This window comes from Bradyrhizobium sp. (assembly GCF_049519115.1).
Lineage (GTDB): Bacteria > Pseudomonadota > Alphaproteobacteria > Rhizobiales > Xanthobacteraceae > Bradyrhizobium.
The window spans coordinates 108,255-131,601 of the sequence record NZ_JBEKRB010000013.1 but is presented as its reverse complement, the minus strand read 5'-3'; the positions used below and the strand labels follow the sequence as shown (position 1 = coordinate 131,601).

The following is a 23,347-nucleotide window of genomic DNA, read 5'->3' as shown; positions in this document are numbered from 1 at the left end:
GCCAAATCAGCGGCCTTCGCGCCCGCCTCGTGCTCCCGCAACACGCCGATAATCTGCTCTTCCGTAAACCTGGCTCGCTTCATTGGTCCGTCCTTCAGAGGGCCGGACTCTAACTTCATCTGGAGGAAATCGGCAGGGCCAGGTCATATGCGCTCTATCCACAACTGTCTTGGTTGAGTTTTTTTTGATGTTAGGGGACGAAAATGAGCCTTGATTTGAAGAGTTTCTCTCTCATCAACGCGCGGCTGGAAATCCTCACTCGCACAAAAACTGATCTTCAGGCGCAGGTCCTTGAATTAATGAAGCTACGCGAACAACTCAGAACGGTGCAGCTTTCGGCGGATCATCTACAAAACGTGGCACGGGCTCGAAAGCCCGCCCCGGTTGCTAACGTCGCAGCCGCCTAGTCTAGTGTGCTCGCTCAGACGTTGTCGTTGCGGCCGCTCGATCTGCGTCCGTCCGAAGCTAAGCTATGGCGGCGCGATAACAGCAAAGCGAAACGGCGTCCCCAAGGATAGAAGCTTTTCTAACCGGTTCCGGCATCCGTCCGACACGCTGCGCTTGAACGACGCAGACAATATCGTCGACAGCACGACATGGAATAATTTCTTCGACGAGGTTAAAGGGTCGATCGACAAGCTCAGAATCCCCGATGATAAGAAGCTTCTTCTCGGGCAAGCCTTCGGGCGGATGAACAGCACATGCCCCACCAGGGGGTTATGAAGAGAGCGACCTTCCTAGAGTTATGGAGGGGCCATCGGCCGAGCACTCGCGGGTTTGTCGAAGCTATGGTCCCCGGCCCCACCGTGGTCACAAACGTAGCTTTTCGAAAATGGGTGCTATTTTTCGACGTAAAATCAAAACAGTTAACGTGACACCCCTTCCGCCAGCTGGGTGTCTACCAATATCTACCCACGCCCGCGCGGACCGCAGCCCGGGCATCCAGGCCAACCTTCGATCATTAGCGCGCTTGTTGCCCGCTGACGCGAAAGAACACAAACGACGCGATCCATTTGCAGGCAATGCCGACCGTGACGCCGGCGACCGTGTCCGCAAGACGCAGGAACGGCTGTTGCCACGATGTTTGCGGATTTTCGGCGGCGACGATAAGGACAACTGCGGTCGTGATCGCGAGTAGACCGATTTCGTCACGGCGGTTCGCCAACGTCATCAAGAGCGTGCCGATGGCGATCACGATTGCCATCCCCAAGGGATTGGCGGGAAACAGCAGCAGATAGACCAGGCAAAGCGCGAAGCTGACGCAGGTTGCGAATAGCCGCGACGACCCGGCTGACAGGCTGTGCTCACGCGTATCTCTGAACACGAACACCGCGGAGATCACGGTCCACAGGATTCCGACAGGCTGCGCGGGTCTTTGCGTAAGGAGTGGTGTTACCGAAGTTGTCAGCGCGTAGGCGATGAAAGTAGTGATCGCCAGATTGACGGCATGCACGACATCCCAGGCTGAGAGCTTCTCCGGCGCCTTTACCCTCTGATCAGTGCGACAAGCGGGGCCGGCGCTCTCTTCTGAAGACAAGAAACATAGCGGCCAAAATCAAGACCACCGCCGCCGCTGCGAGGCCTCCACGGGCGAGAAGCAATAAAGAAGACGCCGGTCCGCCCTGCCGTATCGCATTGACCTCTTGTTCGGTCACGGTGGTATCGCCCGCCCCGTAATGGCCGAGCACATAGCTCGCCAACACCGCGATATTGCGGTCGCTGAGCGGATTGGCATCGGCCGGCCGGCCGCCGAAGCCAGGCATGAAGGCTTGTTTGCCCGATACCGTGCGATCCACGCCGTACAAGATGGCGGCAATCAGGTTAGTCGGATTTTTCGCGCCGGTGGCGGAGTTGTGGAAGAGGCTCGGATAGTAACCATCCTTGCTGCCCTGCCCTTCGGCCGCATGGCAGGAGGCGCAATTGCCTTGAAACAATTCAGCTCCGGTGGGAGCTGGGTCGTTGTCGGACTTGATGCCGTCGCGGCCACGCAAGCTGCCAAGTTCGGAAAACGTCTTTCCGGCCGTGAACCGTGAACCGCTAGCAGCAGGGCCGGCAATCGGCGGGACACTTTTGACGTAAGTGGCGATGGCATCGATATCGTCGGCCGAGAGATGCTGGAAGCTGTGCTCGACAGCTTCGCCCATGCTTCCCGCAGCCTGCGCCTTGCCTTGCAAATGTCCATCGCGCAAATAGGCCGCGAGCTCTTCCCGGCTCCAGCTGCCGATGCCACTCGCCGAATCCGACGTGATATTGGGCGCGTACCACGGCCCGACCTGCGCACCCGATAACGCGCGGCCGGTCTGCTCCTGCATCAGGAAACCTCGCGGCGTGTGACAGGTGCCGCAATGCGCGGCACCCTCGACAAGATACGTGCCCCGATTCCACGGCGCCGATTGCTGCGGATCAGGTGCAAAGACTTTCGTGTCCAGGAACAGAAGATTCCAGCCCAGCATCGACAAACGGATGTTCATCGGAAACGGCAGCTCGGTTTCGGGCGCACGTGCGTCGACCGGCTCTACGGCCTTCGCGAAATAGAGATAGAGGGCGTGGATATCCTCATCGGTGAATTTGGCGTAGGAAGTGTAGGGCATCGCGGGATAGAGATGAGCCCCATCGCCGCGAATTCCGCGGCGAAGCGCCCGCGAAAACTCTTCCTCCGTATATCGCCCGATGCCAAAATTCGCCGACGGGGTGATATTTGTCGAATAGATCGTTCCGAGGGGAGTACCGATGGGCAACCCGCCGGCGAAAGGCTTGCCTTTCGGCGCGCTGTGGCAGGCCCCGCAGTCGGCCGCAATGGCCAGATATCTTCCGCGCTCGATCGCGGCGTCCCCTTGAGCGGGTTGCTCCGCCGCATGAGTAGCGCCGGCCAATGAAATCGCGATACCGACCGACAGCGCACCGATACAATGACCGAAGCTGCTCATGATCGGCCTCCTCATGATCAGCCTCGCCTGAGTTGATCGACGATCGCGTCAGCCGCCTTCAGCGCCAATGCGGACATGGTGAGCGTGCTGTTGGACGCCGTTCCGCTCGGCATCGCAGCACCGCCAGGCAGAAACAGGTTGTGATGATCGTGCGCACGACAATCGGGATCGACCACCGATGTCTTTGAACCGGTCCCCATGATGCAGCCGCCCATGATGTGGTCGCTATTGAAAAATTCAGGCGAGAGCTGGAAACTGGTGGCGCCCAGTCCGTCTGCCAGCTCGCGCAACCGCGGAACGGTGTATTCCTTGGCGCTACGGCGCACGTAATCGCTGACATCGTAGTAGATATTGGGCTTGTTGATGCCGAGCCAATCCTTCTTGTCCGAAAGCGTTAGCCGGTTATCCGGCAAGGGCAGCGGCTCGTGCTCGACCGTCAACCTGGCGGTGCAGGCAGAAAGCCTTCGAATTTCGTTATCCAGCGCCTTGCCGACCAGCCTTTTCTTCAGCGCGGCGGCAGCCCCGAGCGGGCTGCGGGCGAAGTTTTCCATCCGAAACATCGCGCCGGTATATTGGTTTCGGAAATCGCCTTGAGACGTGTTGAGAATACTGCTGCTCTGAACCGGCCCTACGCCCGTCCACAGCGGTTCCTTGAGCTCCAGATCCGCGAACAGCTTCGGCTGATCCATCATGTTGCGCCCGACCTGGTCGGAGCTGTTCGCAATGCCGTTGGGATTGCGGTCGTCCTTGGAAAACAACAAAAGCTTTGGCGTCTCGATGCTGTTGCAGGCAATGACGAAGACCTTGCCGGTGACCTTGTGCGATGCCTTGTCTGAATCGAAATAATGAACGGCCTGGACCACGTGCTTCTCCCCGGTCTCAATTCGATAGACCACGGCGTTGGCGAGAATCTTCCCGCCTTTGGCTTCGATGTTCGGTAATGCGGTGGCGGCATCATATTTGGCCGCGATGGGGCAAACGGGAAAACAATTGTTGTTGCCGCAACACGCGGGCCGGCCGTGATAGGAAATGCCGCTGTTGCGCGCCTGTGGTGCCGGCAGATTGATCATCCCGACTTTTGCGGCAACCTCCGTCAAGCGGCGCTCGCCGGGGCCGAAGGGAAGTGGCCCCATTGGATAGGGTTTGGAACGTTTGGCATTGGGTGGCCATTGCAAAGCGGGGTCGGATGGACCACTGACACCGATCGCATGTTCAGCACGCGTGTAGTAGGGCTCGAGTACGTCGTAAGCAAACGGCCAATCCCGTCCGACCCCGTAGAGGCTTTTCAGGCGCATGTCGTCCGGCGTGATACGCCAGCATAAGCCCGCCCAGTGCCAGGTAGCGCCGCCGGCATAGCGCACGTAGCCTTGCAAGTAGGCGCGCGCATTCGGTCCTTCCAATTGGAGGTATTGTTCAGCCTCCTTATCCGTTCGGGTTTCGAGATGCGGGGCCCATGGTTTTGGCGGGTAAGGCGCATCCCAATGAAACAGCCGCAGGCTCGGCGGAAGGTTTCGGTAATTCTCCACAATTCGCCAGCGATCGACGCGAGGGCCCGCCTCCAGCATCAGTACCGATAGACCGGCGTCCAGGGCCTGCTCTGCGATCAGACAGCCGACAATGCCGGTCCCTGCGATGACGACATCTGCACTTTGGTCGCCTGCCATCTGCATAGCCTCTCGTTGGTCTCAGTGAAGCGGCTAAAAATCCGGCATGTTCTCCAACGGAGGCGCGTCTGCAGACCACCCGTTCGGGCCCGAGATTGCATAGGAGGGAATGGTCATGACGTCTCGCGTCGGCTGATACATGAGCGCATTCTCAAACGCGAACACCTCGGCGTCAGCGGCATCCGTGATGACGCCGAGATACCAGGCGGAAATAATCGAGAGCGCCGTCTCCTTGAGAGGTCCTTCCGGGACGTCAGGAAAAAACTCCTCGACAATTTTCGCATTCTTGTTTTTTGCGATGGCGAGGAGTTCGGTTACCTGGTCTGACAGCTGCGAATTCAACGCGCCCATGGCCGCGCCAATACGCCTGCCGACCTCCTGGTCCAAGCGATGCTGAATAAGCAGCGACGAGATTTCCATAAAGCGGGCCGAGGCTTCCTCCGACCACGCGGCCATTGCCGACTGCGTTGGCATCAGACCTGCAGCCAATCCACCCACCAGGAATGCGCCTCCGATAACGACCTCACGTCGCGCAAGACTAAATGCTGTGGGAGAGTCATCGCGGTGCTGATCAGACATGGGCGGCTCCGCTATTCTTACCCGAGAGAGATTATCTCAATCCCCGACGGGATCAATATTTGCTTATCCGGAAAACAGCGTCGGCAAATCCAGAGCGAGCGATGCCCCGTATATGCCTGCATCGAACCTTCGGTTGGAATTCCCGTTGCTGGAGTGGCGCTTCGCGGGGAGCGTCACGCAAACGACACATCCGGCCTGGCTCAATAGCGGAAGCGGCCCAGGCAAAAGGGCATATCTGCTCCACTCACAATCGTTGACATCACAGCGGGCCGAACACCTTTCCGCTCTTCGCGCGGAAATTTGCTCCACTTATTCGAAAATTCGATAAAGGAAGGCCGGGTCTACGTTCCAATGTCGACGACGATCTTGCCGCTCGCGCTTCCGTCTTCGATGGCGGCGTGTGCCTGCTCGATCGTCTCGAAGCTGAAATGACGCGGGTCGAGGCGAGGCACGATCTTTCCGGCCTCAATCAGTTGTGTCGCCTCGCGTAAGATTTCCCCGTGATGCGCGCGTCCTTCGCCGCTCAACATCGGCAGAAGCGTGAACACCCCGGAATAGCTCGCAGCGCGAAACGAAAGCGGCGCCAAGGCATGGGTGCCCCAGCCGAGTGCACTCACGACATGTCCGAAGCGTGTTACTGCGCTAAACGAGGCATCAAGCACCGTGCCGCCCACGGTGTCGTAGATGAGGTCAAAACCCCGCCCCGCCGTATATTCGGTGACGTAATCGTCGAGCTGCATTTCCCTGTCGATGAACGCCGCACCGAGGTGCTCGATATAGGACTTGTCTTTGCGGGAGCCGGTGGCGAACACTTCCGCATCGAACGCCCGCGCGAGTTGGACGGCTATGTGACCGACGCCGCCCGCGCCGCCTTGAACCAGGACCTTTTGCCCGGCGCGAACATGAGCGCGATCGACGAGTCCCTCCCAGGCGGTGATGAAGATCAACGGCAGGGCAGCGGCATCTCGCATGCCGAGATTCGCCGGCTTCTTTGCCAGCAACCTGGCATCCGCAGCCACGAATTCGGCAAGCGAGCCCTGCAGGCCCCCAACGCCACCCGTCATTCCATAGACTTCGTCGCCGGGTCTGAAGTCTGTAACCCCTACTCCAACGCTTTCGACGATACCGGCGAGATCAATGCCCAGGATGGCCGGCAGCGGATGCCGGGCGTGCGCGGCCTGTCCCTTGGATATTTTCAGGTCCAGCGGATTAACCCCGCTCGCCTTGATCCGGACCAACACTTGTCCTTCGGCAGGCGTGGGGCGATCGACCGGGCGGAGAAGAAGCGGTGAGCCGTGAGCGGTGAGGATGAGCGCTCGCATTTGATGTGAAGTCATCGGACAGCCTTTTCCATTGCTGCGTAGAAATGACCAGCTTGGGACGCTTTATCTCCGCCGGACCAGTCTTATGGGATCTCGACCTGCACTGGCTCGCCAGGATTTGCAGCGTCGCCGGGGGCAATGATGAGGTAGCGCCGCGCGGATGTCACGGGATTCTGGACGATCTGCCGGATCGGGCCGGTGGTATTGACGATGGCGGACCCCGCCGGATTGGTCATGAAGGCAGCGAGCGGCTGCAAAGTCCCGCTGCCGTCCGCCTGATCGGCCAGCGCAAGAACGTATTTCTGTTTCGGTTCGAGTCCCGTGACGGAGGCTTGCAGCACCTGGATCAATCCTTGATCGAACAGCGAAACGCTGGTCGGCGCTTGGCCTTCTTTCGGCTCGGACGTAAGACGATCCTTCAGACGATCCTTGGGCGCCAGCGCAAGGTGGGCGACCTCTCCCGCGACGCCGAGGCCTTGCAGGTTTTGCCGATCGTCGGGATTGGGCGCGGCGTTCGGCACGTAAGCAATGGCCTGCGGCGCCTGTCCGATCGGGATGGTGGCGATGACTGTATTGGTCGAAGTATCGATGGCGACGAGCGCGTCGTCATTCTCCAGCCCGACATAGATGCGCGTACCGTCCCCCGAGGGCCAGACGCCGTGCGGCAGCTTGCCGACCGGAATGGTCGCGGCTTGCGAGAAGTCGTCGGTGCGGAACACCTTGACCTCGTTGGTGCCACCGATCGTGACATACGCGAAGATGCCCTTCGCGGTGCGTGCAAAGTTGACATGGTTGGTGATCGGACCGGTGTTCAGAGTCTTGACGATATTGAAGGGAGGCCTGGCGTCAAACACCTGGGTCTTGCCGGTATCTTTCAGCGTGAACCAGACCTGCTTTCCGTCAGGCGTCGCCGCGATGTTCGGACAGAAGGGGCTTTCCTGCTTCACTTTGGCGACGATCTTGTGATCGGCGACCGAAACGACATCCGTCTCCGGGTTAAAGGAAGAGCAGATGTAGCCATACTTGCCATCGGGCGAGAAGATCTGCATGCCTGGACCGTTCGGCGTGATGATGCGCGTCTTCTCGGCAAAATTTTTGGCGTCGAGCACGGAGATATAATTTTCGCCGCGGACGGTGATCCAGACTTCCTTGCCGTCGGGCGTGAAGAACGCTTCATGCGGTGAGCGTCCGACGTACATCACGCGCTTCACGGTGTTGGTCGCGGTTTCGATGAACGTGACGGAGTTCGATCCGATCGAGACCACCGCCAGCGTCTTGTGGTCGGGCGAATAGCCCATTCCGTGGACAAGCAGCTGTCCTCTGTATAGTGGGCTGAAGTTGGCAGGCTGCGGATCGCCCAGCCGGATCACGCCGAGAAGTTTGTTATCGACGGGATCGGTGACGGACACCGTGTTGGAAAACTGTTCCGCGGCGTAGACACGGTCATGATGGCTGATCGGGATATCGGTCGCGGCCGTAGCACCCGGCGCCTGGCCGGCTTGCGCGCCTGTCGAGATCGCCAACATCGCTCCGGCGAGAAATAGCTTCAATCTCTGGCGCATGTTCTACTCTCTATCTGTGCGGCAATTGTCCAAAGCATTTATTGTTTGAGCTGGAATTCGGCCGTGTCGATCGCGCCTTGATGATCAGGAGCTATCATGGCGACGAAGTCCCGGTCGATATCGCCCATCGGCTTGGCTGCCATGTCGGGTGTCGGCGTATCTGGCCACCGACCAGCCAAGCCTTTACTGTCGCGCCGAACGTCGATTTCTCACAGGCTCACAGGCCGTTTCCCGCTCTTGAAAAGAGGGCGGCGAACGTGCTGTTCTCCACGCCGGCGGAGGAGCCCCCCAAATACCGGAGACAGCAGAATGAATTACCCGAACGTGCAATTATATATCGACGGCAAATGGCGTCCCGCCGCTTCGGGAAAGACCATCCCCATCCTCAATCCGGCGACTGAAGAGCACGTCGGCACCGTCGCCCATGCCGAGAAGGCCGATCTCGACGAGGCCTTGGCCGCCGCGGAAAAAGGCTTCAAGGTCTGGCGTGCGATGTCGGCTTACGATCGCTCCAAGGTCATGCGCAAGGCCGCCGATCTGATCCGCGAGCGCGCCGACGCGATCGCGACCCTCATGACGATAGAGCAAGGCAAAGTCCTGGCCGAGGCCAAGATCGAAACGATGTCAGCCGCCGACACAACCGAATGGTTCGCCGAAGAGGGACGCCGAACCTACGGCCGCCTGATCCCGGCGCGGCTTCCCGGCGTCTATCAAATGGCTTTGAAAGAGCCGGTCGGCCCGGTTGCCGCCTTCACGCCCTGGAATTTCCCAATCAACCAGGTGGTGAAGAAGATGAGCGCAGCACTTGCTGCGGGTTGCTCGATCATTGTCAAGGCGCCGGAAGAGACGCCGGCCTCCCCGGCCGAATTGATCCGGGCGTTCGCCGATGCGGGCGCCCCGGCCGGCGTGATCAACCTCGTCTATGGTGTGCCTTCCGAAATCTCGGAATATCTGATCCCGCACCAGATAATCCGGAAAATCTCCTTCACCGGCTCGACCAAGGTCGGCAAGAACCTCGCGGCCATGGCGGGTCAGCACATGAAGCGCGTGACCATGGAACTCGGCGGCCACGCGCCGGTGATCGTGTTTGACGACGCGGACGTGGAATCGGCAGCCAAGATAATGGTCGCCGCCAAATTCCGTAACGCCGGTCAGGTCTGCATTTCGCCGACCCGTTTCCTGGTGCAGGAAGGCGTCTACGACAAGTTCATCAAGCAGTTCGTCGATGGCGCCAAATCGCTCAAGGTCGGCAACGGCCTCGATGCCGATTCCAAGATGGGCGCGCTTGCCAACGACCGCCGCGTGACGGCGATCGAAACCATGGTCCAGGACGCCGTTGGGAAAGGCGCCAAGGTTGCGACCGGCGGCAACCGCATCGGCAACAAAGGCTACTTCTTCGAGCCCACTGTCGTTACCGATGTGTCGAAGTCGGCGCGCGCGATGAACGAGGAACCCTTCGGTCCGTTGGCGCTGATTTCGTCGTTTGCAAAGTTCGACGATGCGGCGGAGGAAGCCAACCGGCTGCCATTTGGGCTGGCGTCCTACGCCTTTACCAAATCCGCCAAAACCGCGACTGCGATCGGCGCGGCCGTCGAAGCCGGCATGATGTCGATCAACAGCTTTGCGTTGGCGCTGCCCGAGACGCCGTTCGGTGGCATGAAGGATTCTGGTTACGGTTCAGAAGGCGGCACCGAAGGGATCGACGCCTATCTCAGCACCAAGTTCATCACGCAGACCGGTGTTTAACAAACATCCGGGCTTGTAAGTAAAATTAAGGAGCAAGCCACCCGTCGTGGCTTGCTCCTTTGTTATTTTGGAAGGCCGCAAGCAAGAACGTTGTCGCCCGTTAGCTAGACGGCTTACTTGGCGTCCGGTGATTTCACGAACGCCACGCCGATCCGTTTCTCTCGAATCCAGATCACCCGGCAGTCGTGGGTCGAGGAGTCGCTGGCCATCACCAGGCGAAACTGGTTGGGAACGAAGGACGGATTGTCGACGTCAATCGCGGCCCCGTCAGGTGAAATATTCCGCACCGTGCAGCGCATGACCGATCCCCCCGCCGACACATAGGCAGGCTCATTGATTTCGGTCCGCTGATGCTTCCGCTTCTCTTCAATCAATCGTGCTGGAATCCCCATAACTGGTAAGCCTAGCGCCCAAATCTAAAGAAATTGGTCGCAACGCTTCCGCTCCAGGGATGGGCGCGCTAGCCTCCCGCCCCCGGGGGCTCAAAGGCGCCGCCCCGTTCGGCAAAAAAATAAGCGCCACGGAAACGCTTAAGCCCCAAGGAGATGCCATGTTCGAGATTCTCGACCGGCAGACGAGCCTGACTGGCAATCAGATCAGGATTCTCGTCGCCGCCATTTTCGGCGATGCACTCGAATTCTTCGACTACTTCCTGATCGGCTTTGTGCTCGCCTTCCTGATCGGGCCGTGGAAGCTGACCTTCGGCCAATCGGCAACGGTGCTCATGAGCTCCGGGATCGGTGCCATTATCGGCGCCTATGGCTGGGGCTGGCTCGCCGACCGCGTCGGCCGCCGTAAGGTTTTTATCGGAACCGTGCTGAACTTCTCGATCGCGACCGGCCTTTTGTATTTCACGCCCGACAACGGGTGGATCTATCTCTCGCTGATGCGTTTTTTTGTCGGCGTTGGCGTCGGCGGCCTTTATTGCGTGGACTTGCCGCTGGTGCAGGAATTCATGCCGTCGTCGAAGCGCGGCTGGACAGGTGGGCTGGTGACTTGCGTGATTCCGCTTGGCATTGGCGTTGGCGCCGTGCTCGGCTCGGCGATCGGCTCCGGCGAGTGGCGGATTCTGTTCGCCATCGGCGTGCTTCCGGCGCTGCTCGTGCTGTTGGTGCGGATTTGGGTTCCGGAATCCCCGCGCTGGCTGTGCCGGCAGGGCCGCTACGAGGAAGCTCGCCAATCGCTCGCCTGGGCGCTGCAAGTCGAGCCCGCATCGCTGCCGTTACCCACGGCCGCCGACGCCGGTCCCATCAAGCAAAGCAATTGGCTCGATCTCTTCAAATATCCCCGCAGCCTGATCGTGTCCTGGCTCGGCAACGCCGGCGCGCAGACCGGCGTTTACGGTATTACGCTGTGGGCGCCCGCTTTGTTTGTGCTGCTGTTGAAGGTCTCGCCCCAGCAAGCCGCCAAGATGATGATTCTCCTGAGCGCGTTCGGCTTCGTCGGACGGGTGTCGTTTGCGTTTTTCTCGGAATGGCTCGGCCGGCGCAATGCCGGCGGCTTGCTCGGCTTCGGCGCCGGCGTGCTGACGATCCTTGCCGGCTACTATTACGACGCTTCGGTGATGGGCATTTCAGTGTTCTGGCTGCTGCTGGCTGTCGGCTTCTTCTTTGCGGATGGCGGCTTTGCGATTGTGGGCCCTTACGCGGCCGAGGTCTGGCCTTCACATTTGCGGACGTCCGGCATGGGATCGGCCTATGGCTTTGGCGGGATCGGCAAGATCATCGGCCCGCTCGGCCTCGCCTTGATCGTGGGAAGCGGAAATTATCTCAAACCTGACGTGCCCTTACCGCAGATTCCTCTCGCCTTCCTTTATCTCGGATGCTGGTTTTTGCTGACCGGGGCGGTGTATTATTTCTTCGGCATCGAAACGCGAGGAAAGTCGATCGAGCAGATCGACAGGGAGCTGGCGGTGACGGCCTAGCTTGCTACACGAACGCGCATTGATCGAAGGAGAACAACCATGCCGCTTGGCGGACTACAGCATTACACGATCGAACCTGCGGATCTCGAACGCACCAAGGATTTTTATTGCGATGTGCTGGGATTGGAGAACGGCGATCGCCCGCCGCTCGATTTTCCCGGCTATTGGCTCTACTCCGGCGGCGTCGCCACCGTCCATCTGATGGGAACGCGCAAACCGCGCGAGGGCATCGTCATTCGCGGTACCGAGAAGAAATACGAAGACACCGGCCGCCTCGACCACATTGCATTTGCCGCGACCGACGTCGACGGCGTGCGCAAGCGTCTCGAATCGAAAAACGTCAAGTTCCGCGAAAGCATCGTGCCGCGCACGGGCGACACGCAGTTCTTCCTCTACGATCCGGACGGCGTTGGCGTGGAACTTAATTTTCCAAAGAGCTGACCGAAATCTGCAAGCAGATTCCTCGTCTTCTCTGCGAATCCCGACAAGGCCATAAGGCGGCCATATCTCGGGCGCGAAGCGGTCAGCTTTTCCTCGTTTTTGCATGACGATTTGGGCGTCGCCGCCGCTGCGGCAGGATAGCCGGGTGCCTTGCCTTCCACCTACCCCAGGGCCGGAGTACCCGGCTATCCGTCGCCAGCGCAAAAAGGAACGATGGCAGATATTTCTGCTGTCGCGGGAATGTTTGCGGTTTAGTCGAGCCCGCGTTCGTGGCTCAGGCGCACCATTTCCTCGATGAAGAACGCCCTCTGCTTGTCGTCAAGGCTTGTGAACAAGGGCTCGGCCGCGTCTGCCACCGCACGCTGATCTGCGGCGCGATCGTTGAGAAACTGGGCCTCGTTGCGCATCTGCTCCACGATATCGTCGGGCGGATCGCGCTTGGCCCGGGCGATTCGAAGATTGAGGCGCTCGGCACCATTGTGGCCAAGATAATGCATGGCGCTGTTGAAAGCCGACCAGTTCTTTTCCTGTTCAGGCGTCAGGTGCAACTCGGTCTTGATCCGGTCAATATAGGCATCGCTGTTCGCCACAATCTGCTCGGCGGTCAATTCCGGTTCGCCAGGTTGAGTCAGCACCTCCACGGGCCTGCCCGATGATGCGGAGGGCACTGAGGATCCTTTCGCCGTTTTGGTTCCTTTCGCCGCTTTGGCAGGCGGGGTCGAGCCGGATTTGGTGGTACCCGCGGCAGGCTGTCCCTGCGCCTGTCCCTGTCCCTGGTCCCCGTGGACACCGAGTGCGCCGCTGAAGACGCCGACCACGCCGCCGATCGCGCCTCCGAGCACGCCGCCGACCGGGCCTGCGGCCTTGTTGCCGGCCTCGGCGCCCTGCTGCACGCCCTTGACCAGCCCCTGGGCCTCGGCAGTTCCTCCGATCGCGAGAAACATCAGGACGGCAAGGCCCAGCCCTGAGAGGCGCGCGGCTGGCGGCGGGTTAAGCATGATCGGGTCTCCTCGGCCAATCTTTGACGGTCGATGCGGTTGCGAATCCAAGGGATTATCCGTTTCGCAGGCCCGCGAGTCTACCAATACTGCAGGCTCCGCGGCAGTGGACCGCAGCGAGTTCCCCCTGCTAAACGAAGCGGCGCAAGAACCTGCATTAATGAGAACAACAGCGGCGAGGAGCCGGCAATGGCGAGCAACAAGAAGAAAATCTTTGTCACCCAAACCATGGCACGGGGCGGCCGCGCCCTCCTTGCCGAACGCGACGATATCGAACTGATCGAATTTCCGAACTTGATCTCGGCCGCTGACTTTGAAGCGCTATTGAAAGCACACGCGCCGGTCCATGGCGTCGCGCTCGGTGCAACCCGTTTCGGCGAAGCTGAACTTGAAGCTGCCCAGGACATGAAGGTCGTTACACGGATCGGCGTCGGCTACGACGCGGTCGACGTCCCTGCCCTCAGCCGCCGGAAGATTCCATTGATGGTCGTGGGCATTGCCAATTCGCCGTCGGTGGCCGAGCAGGCCCTGTTCTTGATGCTGACGCTCGCCAAGCGCGCCAACGAATTGCACGCGCTGGTCAGGGACGGCCAGTGGAGCACGCGGCTTGGCAAACTGCCTTATGATCTGTTCGGAAAAACCGTCCTCATCATCGGCTTTGGCCGGATCGGCACGCGCACCGCGAAACGATGTCTGGCGATGGAAATGAATGTGCTGGTGTACGACCCCTATCTGCCGGCGGCAGAAATCAGGAATGCCGGTTATGAGGTGGTCGCCGATCTCGATGCGGCGCTGCCGCGTGCCGACTTCGTCAGTATTCACTGTCCGAAGACGGCGGAGACGGTGGGGATGTTCGATGCGGCAAGGCTGAAGCGCATGAAGCCACAGGCCTATCTCATCAACACCGCGCGCGGCGGCATTATCGAGGAGGCCGCGCTCTATGACGCACTCACGTCAGGCAAATTGGCTGGCGCTGGCCTTGATGTGTTTGCGCAGGAACCACCGCCGGTTCCAAATCCGCTGTTTGAATTGCCCAATGTGATCATTGCGCCTCACGTCGCCGGCGTGACGTGGGAAGCCGTGGACCGGATGAGCGAGCAGACCGCGCGTAATATCCTGAGCGCGCTCGATGGCGCACCGATCCGGCAGAATGTGATCAATCAGGACGTATTGTAGCCGGCCGTCCACCTTGTTCATGTGCCTTCTTCGCCGAACCCAATCAGATCAAGCGGGATGAGATCGCAGAGTGGTGATAGGCCGGCCCGGAATTCGACATTTTGGCAGCTGAACACTTTCACTACTGAATCAATTGCCCGAGGGTGAGCAGGATGCGGACTAATCAGATAGCCGGCTGTATCGCAGCGTTTGTATTTTTCCTCGCTGCGGAGACGTCGGCGACCGCTCAAGGGACGGAGCAGCAACGTCAGGCCTGCACGCCGGATGTGTTTCGGCTCTGCGGGGCCTATATACCGGACGCTGATCGCATTACCTCTTGCCTCAGAGCCAGCGGACCGCGGCTGAGCCAACCCTGCTACGATGTGTTTTTCCCGGCCCCGCCACCCCAGTATGCGCCGGATGTTGACCCTCGCCGTCGATACCAGCGTTCGCCGCCGCCGCGAGGCCCGTATTACGAAGACGATGACAATTAAAGGCAGAAGAGCCCAATGCCATCAGCATATGGCGGACGAAGATACCTTTTTTCCGGACGTGACCTGACAAAACTCAGCCTCAATCCGGAGACAAGAAGCGTGGCAAATGGGCGGTATCGGCGACCTTGCCGACTACTAGGAGATTAAGCGATTGACTGAGGGCGATGCGACCGATCATGCGCTTGCGACCATTGCGAGCATCCTCGATCAGCCGGCCTTCCCGCCGGAGGCTGCGAAAGCTGTCGCCGGCGAAAAGCTAGAGGTTCCGCTGTCGCAAGAGGCCGGGATCGACGGCTATTCGAAATCCGGTCCCGGGCCGATGGAGGCGATCCGCTTCAAATGGACCGTCCGCCGCGAGCGCGACGACCGTTACTTTGTCGACGAGACCATCGGCGACAACTCCCGTTCGATCACCACCGGACCGATGTCGGCGGATGCCGCCATCAGGTTCGTCGACGATCAGGCGAGCGAAGCGCGGCAGCGCTTCGAGGCGCTCCGGAACGAAATGGCCGGACGCGCCGCCGCAGCCGACATCCATCGCAAAAATAGCGTCGAAAGCTGAGATCAGACGCCTTCTCTCAGCTGACCTTCACCGCATATTCCGCGTCGGTGACCGGCTCCATCCAGGTCACATGATTGCCGTCGAGGGCTTCCTGCATGGCGATGTGGGTCATGGCATTGCCTGGCGAACCGCCGTGCCAATGCTTCTCGCCCGGCGGAATCCAGACCACGTCGCCCGGACGAAGTTCGCGCACCGGGCCGCCCTTGGTCTGGAAGCGTCCGACGCCAGAGATGACGTACAGCGTTTGCCCGAGCGGGTGCGTGTGCCAATTGGTTCGCGCGCCCGGTTCGAATGACACCCTGCTGGCCCGGATCCGCGCCGGCGCGGTTGCTTCAACAATCGGATCTTGCCAGACCGTACCGGTAAAAGAGTCGTTCGGTGCCCGGCGGGTTGGCCGCGAACCGGCTAGATGGAAATCCATGGACTATCCTTCCTTGCTTGTTCTTACTTCTTCGAAGCGGCGTAGCGCGCTTTGGTCTCGGCGTTCATAGGATACAGGCCCGGCAGCACCGCGCCGTTGTTGACCTCGTTGACGATCCAGCCTTCCATCCGCTCCTGCTCGGCGCCTTCGGCGAGTACATGGTCAAGGAAGGCCTTGGGGATGACGACCGCGCCATCCTGATCAGCGACAATCACGTCATCCGGGAAAATGGCAACGCCGCCGCAGCCGATCGGTTCGCCCCAACCGACGAAGGTCAATCCGGCAACCGAAGGCGGAGCAGCATAGCCGTCGCACCACACCGGCAGGCCGGTGCCGAGCACGCCCTCGAGGTCGCGTACCACGCCGTCGGTAATCAGTGCGGTGACCCCGCGCTTGACCATGCGCGCACACAGGATGTCGCCGAAAATGCCGGCGTCGGTTACGCCCATGGCGTCCACCACGGCGATACAGCCGTCCGGCATGGCCTCAATAGCCGTTCTGGTCGAAATCGGCGACGACCAGGATTCCGGCGTCGCGAGGTCTTCCCGGGCGGGCACGAAGCGCAACGTGAAAGCCGACCCGACCAGCCGCTTCTGTCCCGGCCGCAACGGCTTCGCGCCGCGTAGCCAGACGTTTCGCAAGCCCTTTTTGAGGAGGACGGTCGTAATGGTGGCGGTCGTAACGTGCGAAAGCGTCGCGATGGCTTCGGGGGTCAGGGACATCGAGAAATGAACTCCGGCAGGATTGATGGCGCGCATCTTGCGAGGCGTGAGCGCGGCGTCAAGACCCCTAGGGCATTGCTGTCACCCACACGCGCCATGCATCTATCCGATCATCACATCTTATCGGAGGTTGTGGGATTAGTTTATTGAAGTCACAAGCATTTTTGACATTGAAAGGTCGCGCAAACGTTTTCTGAATGATAGACTTTGAGAAACCTTGAGACCGGATTGTCAGGCCGATGGCTGCGCCACTTTCTCCTCCCCGCCTCCTGCCCAGCGGCGACAGCGCGATCACGGTGGAATTCAGCCGCAAGATCGATGACGGCGCCAACCGCCGCGTGCTGGCGCTCGATCGCACCCTGGCGGGTGAACCGATTGCAGGCGTGAGCGAGACCATTCCCACCTACCGCTCCCTCCTCGTCCACTACGATCCGACGAAAATCGATTTTGCAACGCTCGGCAAAAAACTCGTGGAATTGGCTCAGCGGCCGGTGCCGGCTTTGGAGAAGTCACGGCTGTGGCGGATTCCCGTTACCTATGGCGGTGAGTACGGCGTCGATCTTGAAGACGTCGCCAAGATGCTCGGCACCACGCCTGAGGACATCGTGGCGCGGCATGTCGCCGGCGATTATCGCGTCGCCATGATCGGGTTCACGCCGGGCTGGTCCTATCTCAGCGGTTTGCAGGATTTCCTGCATACGTCGCGGCGGCAGAATCCACGGCTGCTCACGCCGGCCGGTACGGTTTCGATCGGCGGCGTGCAGACCGGGATTCAATGCATCGCCGGCCCGAGCGGCTGGCATTTGTTGGGCTGCACGCCGGTTCGGACCTATCAACAGCATCGCGACCCGATCTTTCTGCTCGAACCTGGCGATCGCGTGAAATTTTATCAGATCGACGCCAAGACCTATGCCGAGCAGGACCGCGCGGCCGAACATGGCGAGATCATCGCCGAATTGGTCGCGGCATGAGCAAGCTCGTCATTTCGTCGATAAGTCCGGCAAGTTCGGTGCAGGATGGCGGACGCTTCGGCGCCCAGCGTTACGGCCTGACGCCAAGCGGCGCCATGGACCGGCTGGGATTAGCCGCCGCTAACTGTCTTGCCGGCAATTCACTGTTTGCGCCCGCGATAGAGATCGGTCCCTATGGCGCGGCCTTCAAGGCGCGAGAGGGGGCAGTTCGGGTTGCGATGGCTGGTACGCCGCGCACTGCGGAGATCGCCGGACGAACGGTCGCTTGGGATACATCCCTCATGATTGCCGATGGCGAGACATTGAAGCTCGGCATGGCGCAGGATGGCGCTTTCAGCTATCTCGCGATCGAGGGAAGCCTTCGCGGCGAGCCGATGTTCGGAAGCTTTTCGGTAAATGCACGCGTTGGTCTCGGCAGCCCCTTTCCGCGGCCTTTGCAGGGCGGCGACGAATTGGATGTTGCGCCCGCAAGTGGGCCGACGAGTTTTGGGCCGGAACGCCGGATCGATTTTCGCGCGCCGGTCGCCGGTCCAATCCGCGTTGTCCTCGGACCGCAGAACGATGAGTTCAACGACGAGGCCATCAGGCTTTTTCTCGACAGCGAGTGGAAGATATCGGCGACCAGCGATCGCATGGGCTATCGGCTCGAAGGGCCGGTCATCAAGCATCTTTACAGCCACAATATCGTTTCCGATGGCACGGTGAACGGCAGCATCCAGGTCCCCGGCAATGGGCAGCCGATCGTGCTGATGTCCGATCGCGGAACCAGCGGCGGCTATCCCAAGATTGCGACTGTGATTACGGCTGATTTCGGAAGGTTTGCGCAAACGCCGGCCGGAAGGGCTTTCCGGTTCAAGGTTGTCACCATGGATGAGGCGCAAGCCGAAGCGCGCAAATTCGCAGAGCTGCTGCGCACCCTGCCCGGTCGGCTTGCCTCGGTCGAAAGCTTTGATCTCAATATCGAAGCGCTGCAAGATGCCAATGTCGCCGGCGTCGCCGTCAGTGCGGTCGACGCCCGCACATGGCAAATTCCGGCAGACGCGGTGAAGCAAGAATCCTAAAGACTAACCAGCAAAACGGACAACAACATGAAAACGGTCGATCTGAATAGCGATCTCGGCGAGTCCTTCGGTGTGTGGCAGATGGGCAATGACGCTGCCATGATCGACGTCGCTTCCTCTGTCAACGTCGCCTGCGGCTTTCACGGCGGCGACTATGACGTCATGCGCAAGACGGTAGAACTCGCCAAAGCGCGCGGCGTCAGCGTTGGCGCTCATCCCAGCTATCGCGATATTCACGGTTTTGGCCGCCGGCCATTTTACGGCATGAGCGCTTCTGAAATCGAAAATCTCGTCGCCTATCAGATCGGCGCATTGCAAGGCGTCGCGGCGCTCGCCGGCTACAAGGTCACCCACGTCAAGGCGCACGGGGCGCTGTCGAACGTCGCCTGCGAGGAAGAAACCACCGCGCGGGCAATTGCATCGGCCATCAAGGCGGTCGATCCGAATCTTGTTTTTGTCGTGCTCGCCAACTCCAAGCTGGTTGAGGCGGGAGAAGCCGCAAACCTGCCGATGGCGCATGAGGTCTTCGCCGATCGCGCCTACGAGGACAACGGCAATCTGGTTTCACGCAAGAAGCCAGGTTCGGTCCTGCATGATCCCAAGCAAATCGCCGACCGTGTGGTGCGGATGGTGCAGGATGGTGCGGTGGTGTCGGTGACGGGCAAGGTCATCAAGATGCGCACCGACACGATTTGCATTCATGGTGACACCCCCGGTGCGGTCGATATCGCACGCGGGGTTCGTCAGGCGCTGAAAGACGCAGGCATCGAGGTCGCGCCATTCAAACGCGGCTAGGTGCCAAGCGGCCAAGCGTCAAAACGGGTGAACCGAAAGCGTTCCGAACACGATGCCGGCGATCAATGCAAAGGCGCCGTAGAGCGCCGCGGCATGAAATCCGTTGCCGTTTTTGCGGGACAGCGAACGCGCATAGAGATGCAAACGGGCTTCCGACAACAGTTCGCGCATGGCCGTTCTCCAAAGTGATCTGCACCCAGTCGAATGCCGATTGACGGCCGAAACAAGTCAGAGTCTGAAATAGCGATAATGCGACTCCCGTGGAGCCGAATTCCGGATGAAAATTCTCCGCAAGCGATTCCAGCGGAAATTTTATTCGTTCAATTTTGCACGAACGGGAACCGGTTTCACCGCCTACGCGCTGATCAATAGACGTCCTGCTGGAACCGGCCCTTCTTTTTCAGCTCACCAATGAAGCTCACGGCCTCATCGGTGGAGCGGGCGCCGTGCTGCGCCACGATGTCCACCAACGCGCGTTCGACGTCCTTCGCCATCCGCTTGGCGTCGCCGCAGACATAGACGTGCGCGCCTTCCGCAAGCCACGACCATAATTCCCGGCCGACCTCGCGCATGCGATCCTGCACATAGAATTTCTTGTCGCCGTCGCGCGACCATGCCAGCGACAATCGCGTCAGGAGCCCTGCGGTCTTCATGGCGTTTAGTTCGTCGGCATAGAAGAAGTCGCAGCTCGATCGCTGGTGGCCGAAGAACAACCAGTTGCGCCCGGTCGCGCCGGTCGCCCTGCGGTCCATCAGGAAAGCTCGGAACGGCGCAATGCCGGTGCCGGGGCCGATCATGATGATCGGAGTCTTCGTATTTTGCGGAAGGCCGAAGCCATGCGCCTTCTGCACGTAGACTTTCATCTCCTCTCCGGGCTGCACGCGCTCCGCCAGGAAAGTCGAGGCCAATCCGAGCCGTTTGCGCTTGCCGATCACATAGCGCACGCAGTCGACGGTCAGTGACAGTCTGCCGGGCGTGGCGTTGTGCGACGACGAGATCGAATAGAGCCGCGGCTGCAAGGGCTCGAGCGCCTCGATGAAGGCCTCCGGATGTGGCCGGACGCCGGAAAACTTCTGCAACGCGGCCATGACATCGAGGCTTGCAGCATCGCCATCGGGGTCGTCGCCCTGCGCCAAGGCGCGCGCTTTCTCGCGCTGTGCGCCGCCGGTGATGAAGGAGATCAACTCGAACAGGGAATCCGGCGCGGGCGCGAGCGAGACTTCGTCGGTCAGGACTTCGCGCAGCGTACGCCCCCGCACGGCGGTCGTGTGGGACGCACCGAGCAGCGCGATGATCTGGTCGACATGGCCGAGTTCGTTGCGGGCGAAAATGCCGAATGAGTCCCCAACTTCGTAGTCGAGGCCGCAGCCGGAAAGATCGAACTCGATGTGCCAGGTTTCTTTTTCCGAGCCATCCTTGTTGAGTAGGCGCCGCGACAGGAATGTCGCCGGCGCAGGATTGTCGCGGGAACGGCCAAGCTCGCCGATCGGAATAGGCGCAGCTGCAGAAGGCGCCGCGCCTGGCGAAGGCGCCTTGTCCAGTTCTTCATACAGCGTCTTCAGCATCCGGGCGGTTTCCTTGCCGCCGGGGACGCAGAGGTTCAGCCGGCCTTCGGCCTTGGTCGCAATCGCGTCGGAATAATCATGGCAGTTGTAGCCGCACTGGCCGCAATCCTGTTGCGCCATGGCCGCCATCATCCGCCGCCGCAGCGGACGTCCGTCGGCAAGTTTCATGCGATCGGCGATCGGCATGGTCTGATCGTGCCACGGGGCCTCGCCGTCATCGCCATCGCCCGCGGGGCCTTGCAGGACGGCGGCGCCCTGCTCGGCTGACAATGGCGTCGGAGCATCGCTCAGCAGGCCGGCAAAGAAGCCGTTGAGCCAGGAGCGCTGCGCCTCTGAGAATGGCGCGCTCGACGGGATGATCTCGATTTTGGGCGGGGGCGTGATCTGGTTCATGACGAGGTCTCCGCTCCCGCCAATTTGCGCAAGCTCTCGCCGTCGTGGCGGCGGGCGAATGTCAGGAAGGTTTCGGATGGGCTGGCGCGATGCGCCAGATAAGCCTTGAGCAATTTCTCGACCGTTTGCGGCGCATCCTCGGCTTTGAGGTCGTGATAGACCTCCTGGCCGATGTCGGCGTCCGGGCCGAAACCGCCGCCCGCAAACAGATGATAGCCCTCGACCGTATCGTCGGTGTCGCCGATCGGCACCTTGGCGGCGATCAGGCCGATATCGCTGATGTAATGTTGCGCGCAGGAATGGTGGCAGCCGGTCAGATGGATGTTGAGCGGCGTGTCGACTTCGATACGATCATCGCACCAGTCGCCGATCGCGGCCGCATGCGCCTTGGTGTCGGAGGCGGCAAACTTGCAGCCGGCATTTCCGGTGCAGGCAATCAAGCCGGCGCGAACTTGCGAGGTCTTGACCGCCAACCCGATTGCCTCGATGGCCTTGGTTGCCAGTCCGACATTGGCGTCGCTCACGCCGGAAATCAGAAGGTTCTGCCACACCGTCAGACGGATCTCGCCATCGCCGAGGTCGGCCGCGATCTTGGCGAGCCCACGCATCTGCTCGCACGTCACCTTGCCGAGCGGAAGTGCCACGCCAATCCAGTTCAACCCTTCCTGCTTCTGCTTGTTGATGCCGATATGGGCCATCCGGTCGAAAGCCGGGCGCGGCGTCAGCGCCTCAGCCGGGACGCGCGCGAAAGTCTGGCCGAGCTTTGCCTCCACGAGCTCGAGGAATTTTTCAATTCCGAGTTTGTCGATGACGTATTTCAGGCGCGCCTTGAGGCGGTTGGTCCGGTCGCCAGTGTCGATGAAGGCCCGCACGATCGCGTCGGCAACTTTCGTCGCATCCGCCGGCTTGACGACGATGCCAGTTTCCTTGGCAAAGTCCTTATGTCCGGTGATGCCGCCGATGCCGAGCCGAAACCACACGCCCGGCTCGACGCCGAAGCCATCCTTGACCTCAACAGCGGCGAAGGCGATGTCATTCGTGTCTTCTAGCACTGCGATTTTGCCCGCGCCGTCGAACGCGACGTTGAACTTGCGCGGCAGGCCGTAGAGCGAGCGGTCGTTGAGAATATGAAAATGCCATTCGCGGGCATATTCGCGGGTGTCGATCAACTCCTGCGGATCGATGCCCGCCGTCGGCGTGCCCGTGACGTTGCGGATGTTGTCGGCGCCGGAACCGCGCGAGCAAAGGCCGAGATCCTGAATGCCCTCGATCAGTGCTACCGCGTTCTTGGGCAGAATTTCGCGGACCTGAAGGTTGGCGCGGGTCGTCACGTGGCAGAAAGGACCGCATAGCCGCTCGGCGAAATCGGCGAGCCCCGCGAATTGCCAGTGCTTGAGAATGCCGTTGGGAATACGCAGGCGGCACATATAGGAGTCTTGCGCGGGAGCGACATAAAACAGGCCGTAATAGCGCCAGCGAAAATTGTCCGCCGGCGACGGCGGTGCGTTGGTCAGCGCTTGTTGCTTGAGCCGCGGATAGGCATCGAAGGGATGCTCCTCGCGCTTGAACTTTTCCTGATCGACAAGTTTCTTGCCCGAGGCCAGAACCTGATCCTGCGCCTTGATGTGCGCGGCCTCCGGGCCGACAGGCTCGGCTTGGGTCCTAGCGCCGCCACCGAGGCCACGCCCGACCTTGCTGATCTGCAAACCAGTCGTGAAACCTTCGAGGTAACGCTTCTGCTCGTCGGTAAATTCGACGGAGAGGGTGTCAATCTTCATGGCACGTATCGAAGCTCCTGCTGCCGCAAACCTGCGGCCTTCACGGAAAGGCACTTGGCGGAGCAAGCATTGGTTCGGTGAAAATCACCGCCCTTTGCTTCATCCAGCCCGACCAGCTTCGTTGCTGTGAGAGTCCATCTCGGACCAAAGCCAGCGGGCATCAGCGGTGCTGGCTGCACTGCAACATTCAAGTTGTGTGCCACGACGATTCCTTGATGGAATAGGCGTTATTTCAGTGGCTTAAAGAAAAGATATGAAGCTCGGTTC

22 protein-coding genes and 1 pseudogene are annotated in these 23,347 nt (G+C 60.5%); 9 read left to right on the top strand and 14 right to left on the bottom strand.

Annotated elements, in window-relative coordinates:
- Positions 1-203: 203 nt before the first annotated feature.
- Positions 204-407 (top strand): hypothetical protein, encoded by a 204-nt coding sequence (locus ABSE61_RS13120; protein WP_423871538.1) that lies wholly within the window; start codon positions 204-206, stop codon positions 405-407.
- 554 nt (positions 408-961) lie between these two features.
- On the opposite strand, the gene ABSE61_RS13115 is transcribed toward ABSE61_RS13120, so the two are convergent.
- The 7 genes and pseudogenes from ABSE61_RS13115 to ABSE61_RS13085 form a co-directional block, all read right to left on the bottom strand.
- Entirely contained in the window at positions 962-1,453 is a 492-nt protein-coding gene (locus tag ABSE61_RS13115) for an FUSC family protein (RefSeq protein WP_423871536.1), read from the bottom strand.
- A 43-nt stretch (positions 1,454-1,496) separates the two neighbouring features.
- On the bottom strand, positions 1,497-2,927 hold the full coding sequence (locus tag ABSE61_RS13110; protein ID WP_423871535.1) for a c-type cytochrome: 1,431 nt from the start codon (positions 2,925-2,927) through the stop codon (positions 1,497-1,499).
- Positions 2,928-2,944: 17 nt separating this feature from the next.
- Positions 2,945-4,591 carry a GMC family oxidoreductase gene (locus ABSE61_RS13105; RefSeq protein WP_423871534.1) on the bottom strand — a complete coding sequence of 549 codons (1,647 nt, stop codon included), beginning with the start codon at positions 4,589-4,591 and terminating at the stop codon, positions 2,945-2,947.
- 33 nt (positions 4,592-4,624) lie between these two features.
- Entirely contained in the window at positions 4,625-5,170 is a 546-nt protein-coding gene (locus tag ABSE61_RS13100) for a sorbitol dehydrogenase family protein (protein ID WP_423871533.1), read from the bottom strand.
- Positions 5,171-5,511: 341 nt separating this feature from the next.
- Complete coding sequence (locus ABSE61_RS13095; RefSeq protein WP_423871545.1) at positions 5,512-6,492, bottom strand: zinc-dependent alcohol dehydrogenase family protein; 981 nt, start codon at positions 6,490-6,492, stop codon at positions 5,512-5,514.
- A gap of 83 nt (positions 6,493-6,575) precedes the next feature.
- A complete protein-coding gene (locus ABSE61_RS13090; protein ID WP_423871532.1) occupies positions 6,576-8,054 on the bottom strand; it encodes a hypothetical protein in 1,479 nt (492 codons plus the stop codon).
- 44 nt (positions 8,055-8,098) lie between these two features.
- A pseudogene (locus tag ABSE61_RS13085) lies at positions 8,099-8,200 on the bottom strand (DUF305 domain-containing protein); the annotation flags it as partial.
- Positions 8,201-8,363: 163 nt separating this feature from the next.
- On the opposite strand from ABSE61_RS13085, the gene ABSE61_RS13080 reads away from it, so the two are divergent.
- Complete coding sequence (locus ABSE61_RS13080) at positions 8,364-9,800, top strand: NAD-dependent succinate-semialdehyde dehydrogenase (protein ID WP_423871531.1); 1,437 nt, start codon at positions 8,364-8,366, stop codon at positions 9,798-9,800.
- 113 nt (positions 9,801-9,913) lie between these two features.
- Here the strand turns inward: ABSE61_RS13080 and ABSE61_RS13075 are convergent, their stop codons facing one another.
- On the bottom strand, positions 9,914-10,174 hold the full coding sequence (locus ABSE61_RS13075; RefSeq protein WP_423871530.1) for a PilZ domain-containing protein: 261 nt from the start codon (positions 10,172-10,174) through the stop codon (positions 9,914-9,916).
- Between the two features lie 176 nt (positions 10,175-10,350).
- Between ABSE61_RS13075 and ABSE61_RS13070 the strand changes: the two genes are divergently transcribed.
- Positions 10,351-11,724: an MFS transporter gene (locus ABSE61_RS13070; RefSeq protein WP_423871529.1), complete on the top strand. Its 1,374-nt coding sequence runs from the start codon at positions 10,351-10,353 to the stop codon at positions 11,722-11,724.
- Between the two features lie 39 nt (positions 11,725-11,763).
- The gene (locus ABSE61_RS13065; protein ID WP_423871528.1) at positions 11,764-12,165 is read left to right on the top strand and encodes a VOC family protein; all 402 of its coding nucleotides are present in this window, start codon (positions 11,764-11,766) and stop codon (positions 12,163-12,165) included.
- A 251-nt stretch (positions 12,166-12,416) separates the two neighbouring features.
- Here ABSE61_RS13065 and ABSE61_RS13060 read toward each other — a convergent pair whose 3' ends face one another.
- Complete coding sequence (locus tag ABSE61_RS13060; RefSeq protein WP_423871527.1) at positions 12,417-13,163, bottom strand: Spy/CpxP family protein refolding chaperone; 747 nt, start codon at positions 13,161-13,163, stop codon at positions 12,417-12,419.
- Positions 13,164-13,352: 189 nt separating this feature from the next.
- On the opposite strand from ABSE61_RS13060, the gene ABSE61_RS13055 reads away from it, so the two are divergent.
- Both ABSE61_RS13055 and ABSE61_RS13050 read left to right on the top strand, forming a co-directional pair.
- On the top strand, positions 13,353-14,339 hold the full coding sequence (locus ABSE61_RS13055; protein WP_423871526.1) for a hydroxyacid dehydrogenase: 987 nt from the start codon (positions 13,353-13,355) through the stop codon (positions 14,337-14,339).
- A gap of 624 nt (positions 14,340-14,963) precedes the next feature.
- Positions 14,964-15,374, top strand: a complete 411-nt coding sequence (locus ABSE61_RS13050; RefSeq protein WP_423871525.1) for a hypothetical protein — start codon at positions 14,964-14,966, stop codon at positions 15,372-15,374.
- Positions 15,375-15,390: 16 nt separating this feature from the next.
- Here the strand turns inward: ABSE61_RS13050 and ABSE61_RS13045 are convergent, their stop codons facing one another.
- Both ABSE61_RS13045 and ABSE61_RS13040 read right to left on the bottom strand, forming a co-directional pair.
- Entirely contained in the window at positions 15,391-15,795 is a 405-nt protein-coding gene (locus tag ABSE61_RS13045; RefSeq protein WP_423871524.1) for a (R)-mandelonitrile lyase, read from the bottom strand.
- A gap of 23 nt (positions 15,796-15,818) precedes the next feature.
- Positions 15,819-16,517: a ribonuclease activity regulator RraA gene (locus ABSE61_RS13040; RefSeq protein ID WP_423871523.1), complete on the bottom strand. Its 699-nt coding sequence runs from the start codon at positions 16,515-16,517 to the stop codon at positions 15,819-15,821.
- A gap of 239 nt (positions 16,518-16,756) precedes the next feature.
- Here ABSE61_RS13040 and pxpB point away from each other — a divergent pair, with 239 nt between their 5' ends.
- From pxpB to ABSE61_RS13025, 3 genes are read left to right on the top strand one after another with little or no spacing between them, the layout of a single operon-like run.
- Positions 16,757-17,488: a 5-oxoprolinase subunit PxpB gene (gene pxpB / locus ABSE61_RS13035; RefSeq protein WP_423871522.1), complete on the top strand. Its 732-nt coding sequence runs from the start codon at positions 16,757-16,759 to the stop codon at positions 17,486-17,488.
- A complete protein-coding gene (locus tag ABSE61_RS13030; RefSeq protein WP_423871521.1) occupies positions 17,485-18,549 on the top strand; it encodes a 5-oxoprolinase subunit C family protein in 1,065 nt (354 codons plus the stop codon). The genes pxpB and ABSE61_RS13030 overlap by 4 nt, the downstream gene beginning before the upstream one ends.
- 27 nt (positions 18,550-18,576) lie before the next feature.
- Positions 18,577-19,344, top strand: a complete 768-nt coding sequence (locus ABSE61_RS13025; RefSeq protein ID WP_423871520.1) for a LamB/YcsF family protein — start codon at positions 18,577-18,579, stop codon at positions 19,342-19,344.
- 18 nt (positions 19,345-19,362) lie between these two features.
- Here ABSE61_RS13025 and ABSE61_RS13020 read toward each other — a convergent pair whose 3' ends face one another.
- From ABSE61_RS13020 to ABSE61_RS13010, 3 genes are all read right to left on the bottom strand, one after another.
- Complete coding sequence (locus tag ABSE61_RS13020; RefSeq protein WP_423871519.1) at positions 19,363-19,515, bottom strand: hypothetical protein; 153 nt, start codon at positions 19,513-19,515, stop codon at positions 19,363-19,365.
- 194 nt (positions 19,516-19,709) lie between these two features.
- On the bottom strand, positions 19,710-21,302 hold the full coding sequence (locus ABSE61_RS13015; protein ID WP_423871518.1) for a sulfite reductase subunit alpha: 1,593 nt from the start codon (positions 21,300-21,302) through the stop codon (positions 19,710-19,712).
- Positions 21,299-23,080: a NirA family protein gene (locus ABSE61_RS13010; protein WP_423871517.1), complete on the bottom strand. Its 1,782-nt coding sequence runs from the start codon at positions 23,078-23,080 to the stop codon at positions 21,299-21,301. Before ABSE61_RS13010 ends, ABSE61_RS13015 begins: the two co-directional genes overlap by 4 nt.
- Positions 23,081-23,347 lie beyond the last annotated feature (267 nt).

Excerpts from the sequence above, each read along its gene's own strand:
- ABSE61_RS13120 (WP_423871538.1), top strand. The coding sequence starts at position 204 with ATGAGCCTTGATTTGAAGAGTTTCTCTCTCATCAACGCGCGGCTGGAA.
- ABSE61_RS13110 (WP_423871535.1), bottom strand. The coding sequence starts at position 2,927 with ATGAGCAGCTTCGGTCATTGTATCGGTGCGCTGTCGGTCGGTATCGCG.
- ABSE61_RS13105 (WP_423871534.1), bottom strand. The coding sequence starts at position 4,591 with ATGGCAGGCGACCAAAGTGCAGATGTCGTCATCGCAGGGACCGGCATT.
- ABSE61_RS13100 (WP_423871533.1), bottom strand. The coding sequence starts at position 5,170 with ATGTCTGATCAGCACCGCGATGACTCTCCCACAGCATTTAGTCTTGCG.
- ABSE61_RS13095 (WP_423871545.1), bottom strand. The coding sequence starts at position 6,492 with ATGCGAGCGCTCATCCTCACCGCTCACGGCTCACCGCTTCTTCTCCGC.
- ABSE61_RS13090 (WP_423871532.1), bottom strand. The coding sequence starts at position 8,054 with ATGCGCCAGAGATTGAAGCTATTTCTCGCCGGAGCGATGTTGGCGATC.
- ABSE61_RS13080 (WP_423871531.1), top strand. The coding sequence starts at position 8,364 with ATGAATTACCCGAACGTGCAATTATATATCGACGGCAAATGGCGTCCC.
- ABSE61_RS13070 (WP_423871529.1), top strand. The coding sequence starts at position 10,351 with ATGTTCGAGATTCTCGACCGGCAGACGAGCCTGACTGGCAATCAGATC.
- ABSE61_RS13065 (WP_423871528.1), top strand. The coding sequence starts at position 11,764 with ATGCCGCTTGGCGGACTACAGCATTACACGATCGAACCTGCGGATCTC.
- ABSE61_RS13060 (WP_423871527.1), bottom strand. The coding sequence starts at position 13,163 with ATGCTTAACCCGCCGCCAGCCGCGCGCCTCTCAGGGCTGGGCCTTGCC.
- ABSE61_RS13055 (WP_423871526.1), top strand. The coding sequence starts at position 13,353 with ATGGCGAGCAACAAGAAGAAAATCTTTGTCACCCAAACCATGGCACGG.
- ABSE61_RS13045 (WP_423871524.1), bottom strand. The coding sequence starts at position 15,795 with ATGGATTTCCATCTAGCCGGTTCGCGGCCAACCCGCCGGGCACCGAAC.
- ABSE61_RS13040 (WP_423871523.1), bottom strand. The coding sequence starts at position 16,517 with ATGTCCCTGACCCCCGAAGCCATCGCGACGCTTTCGCACGTTACGACC.
- pxpB (WP_423871522.1), top strand. The coding sequence starts at position 16,757 with ATGGCTGCGCCACTTTCTCCTCCCCGCCTCCTGCCCAGCGGCGACAGC.
- ABSE61_RS13030 (WP_423871521.1), top strand. The coding sequence starts at position 17,485 with ATGAGCAAGCTCGTCATTTCGTCGATAAGTCCGGCAAGTTCGGTGCAG.
- ABSE61_RS13025 (WP_423871520.1), top strand. The coding sequence starts at position 18,577 with ATGAAAACGGTCGATCTGAATAGCGATCTCGGCGAGTCCTTCGGTGTG.
- ABSE61_RS13020 (WP_423871519.1), bottom strand. The coding sequence starts at position 19,515 with ATGCGCGAACTGTTGTCGGAAGCCCGTTTGCATCTCTATGCGCGTTCG.
- ABSE61_RS13015 (WP_423871518.1), bottom strand. The coding sequence starts at position 21,302 with ATGAACCAGATCACGCCCCCGCCCAAAATCGAGATCATCCCGTCGAGC.
- ABSE61_RS13010 (WP_423871517.1), bottom strand. The coding sequence starts at position 23,080 with ATGAAGATTGACACCCTCTCCGTCGAATTTACCGACGAGCAGAAGCGT.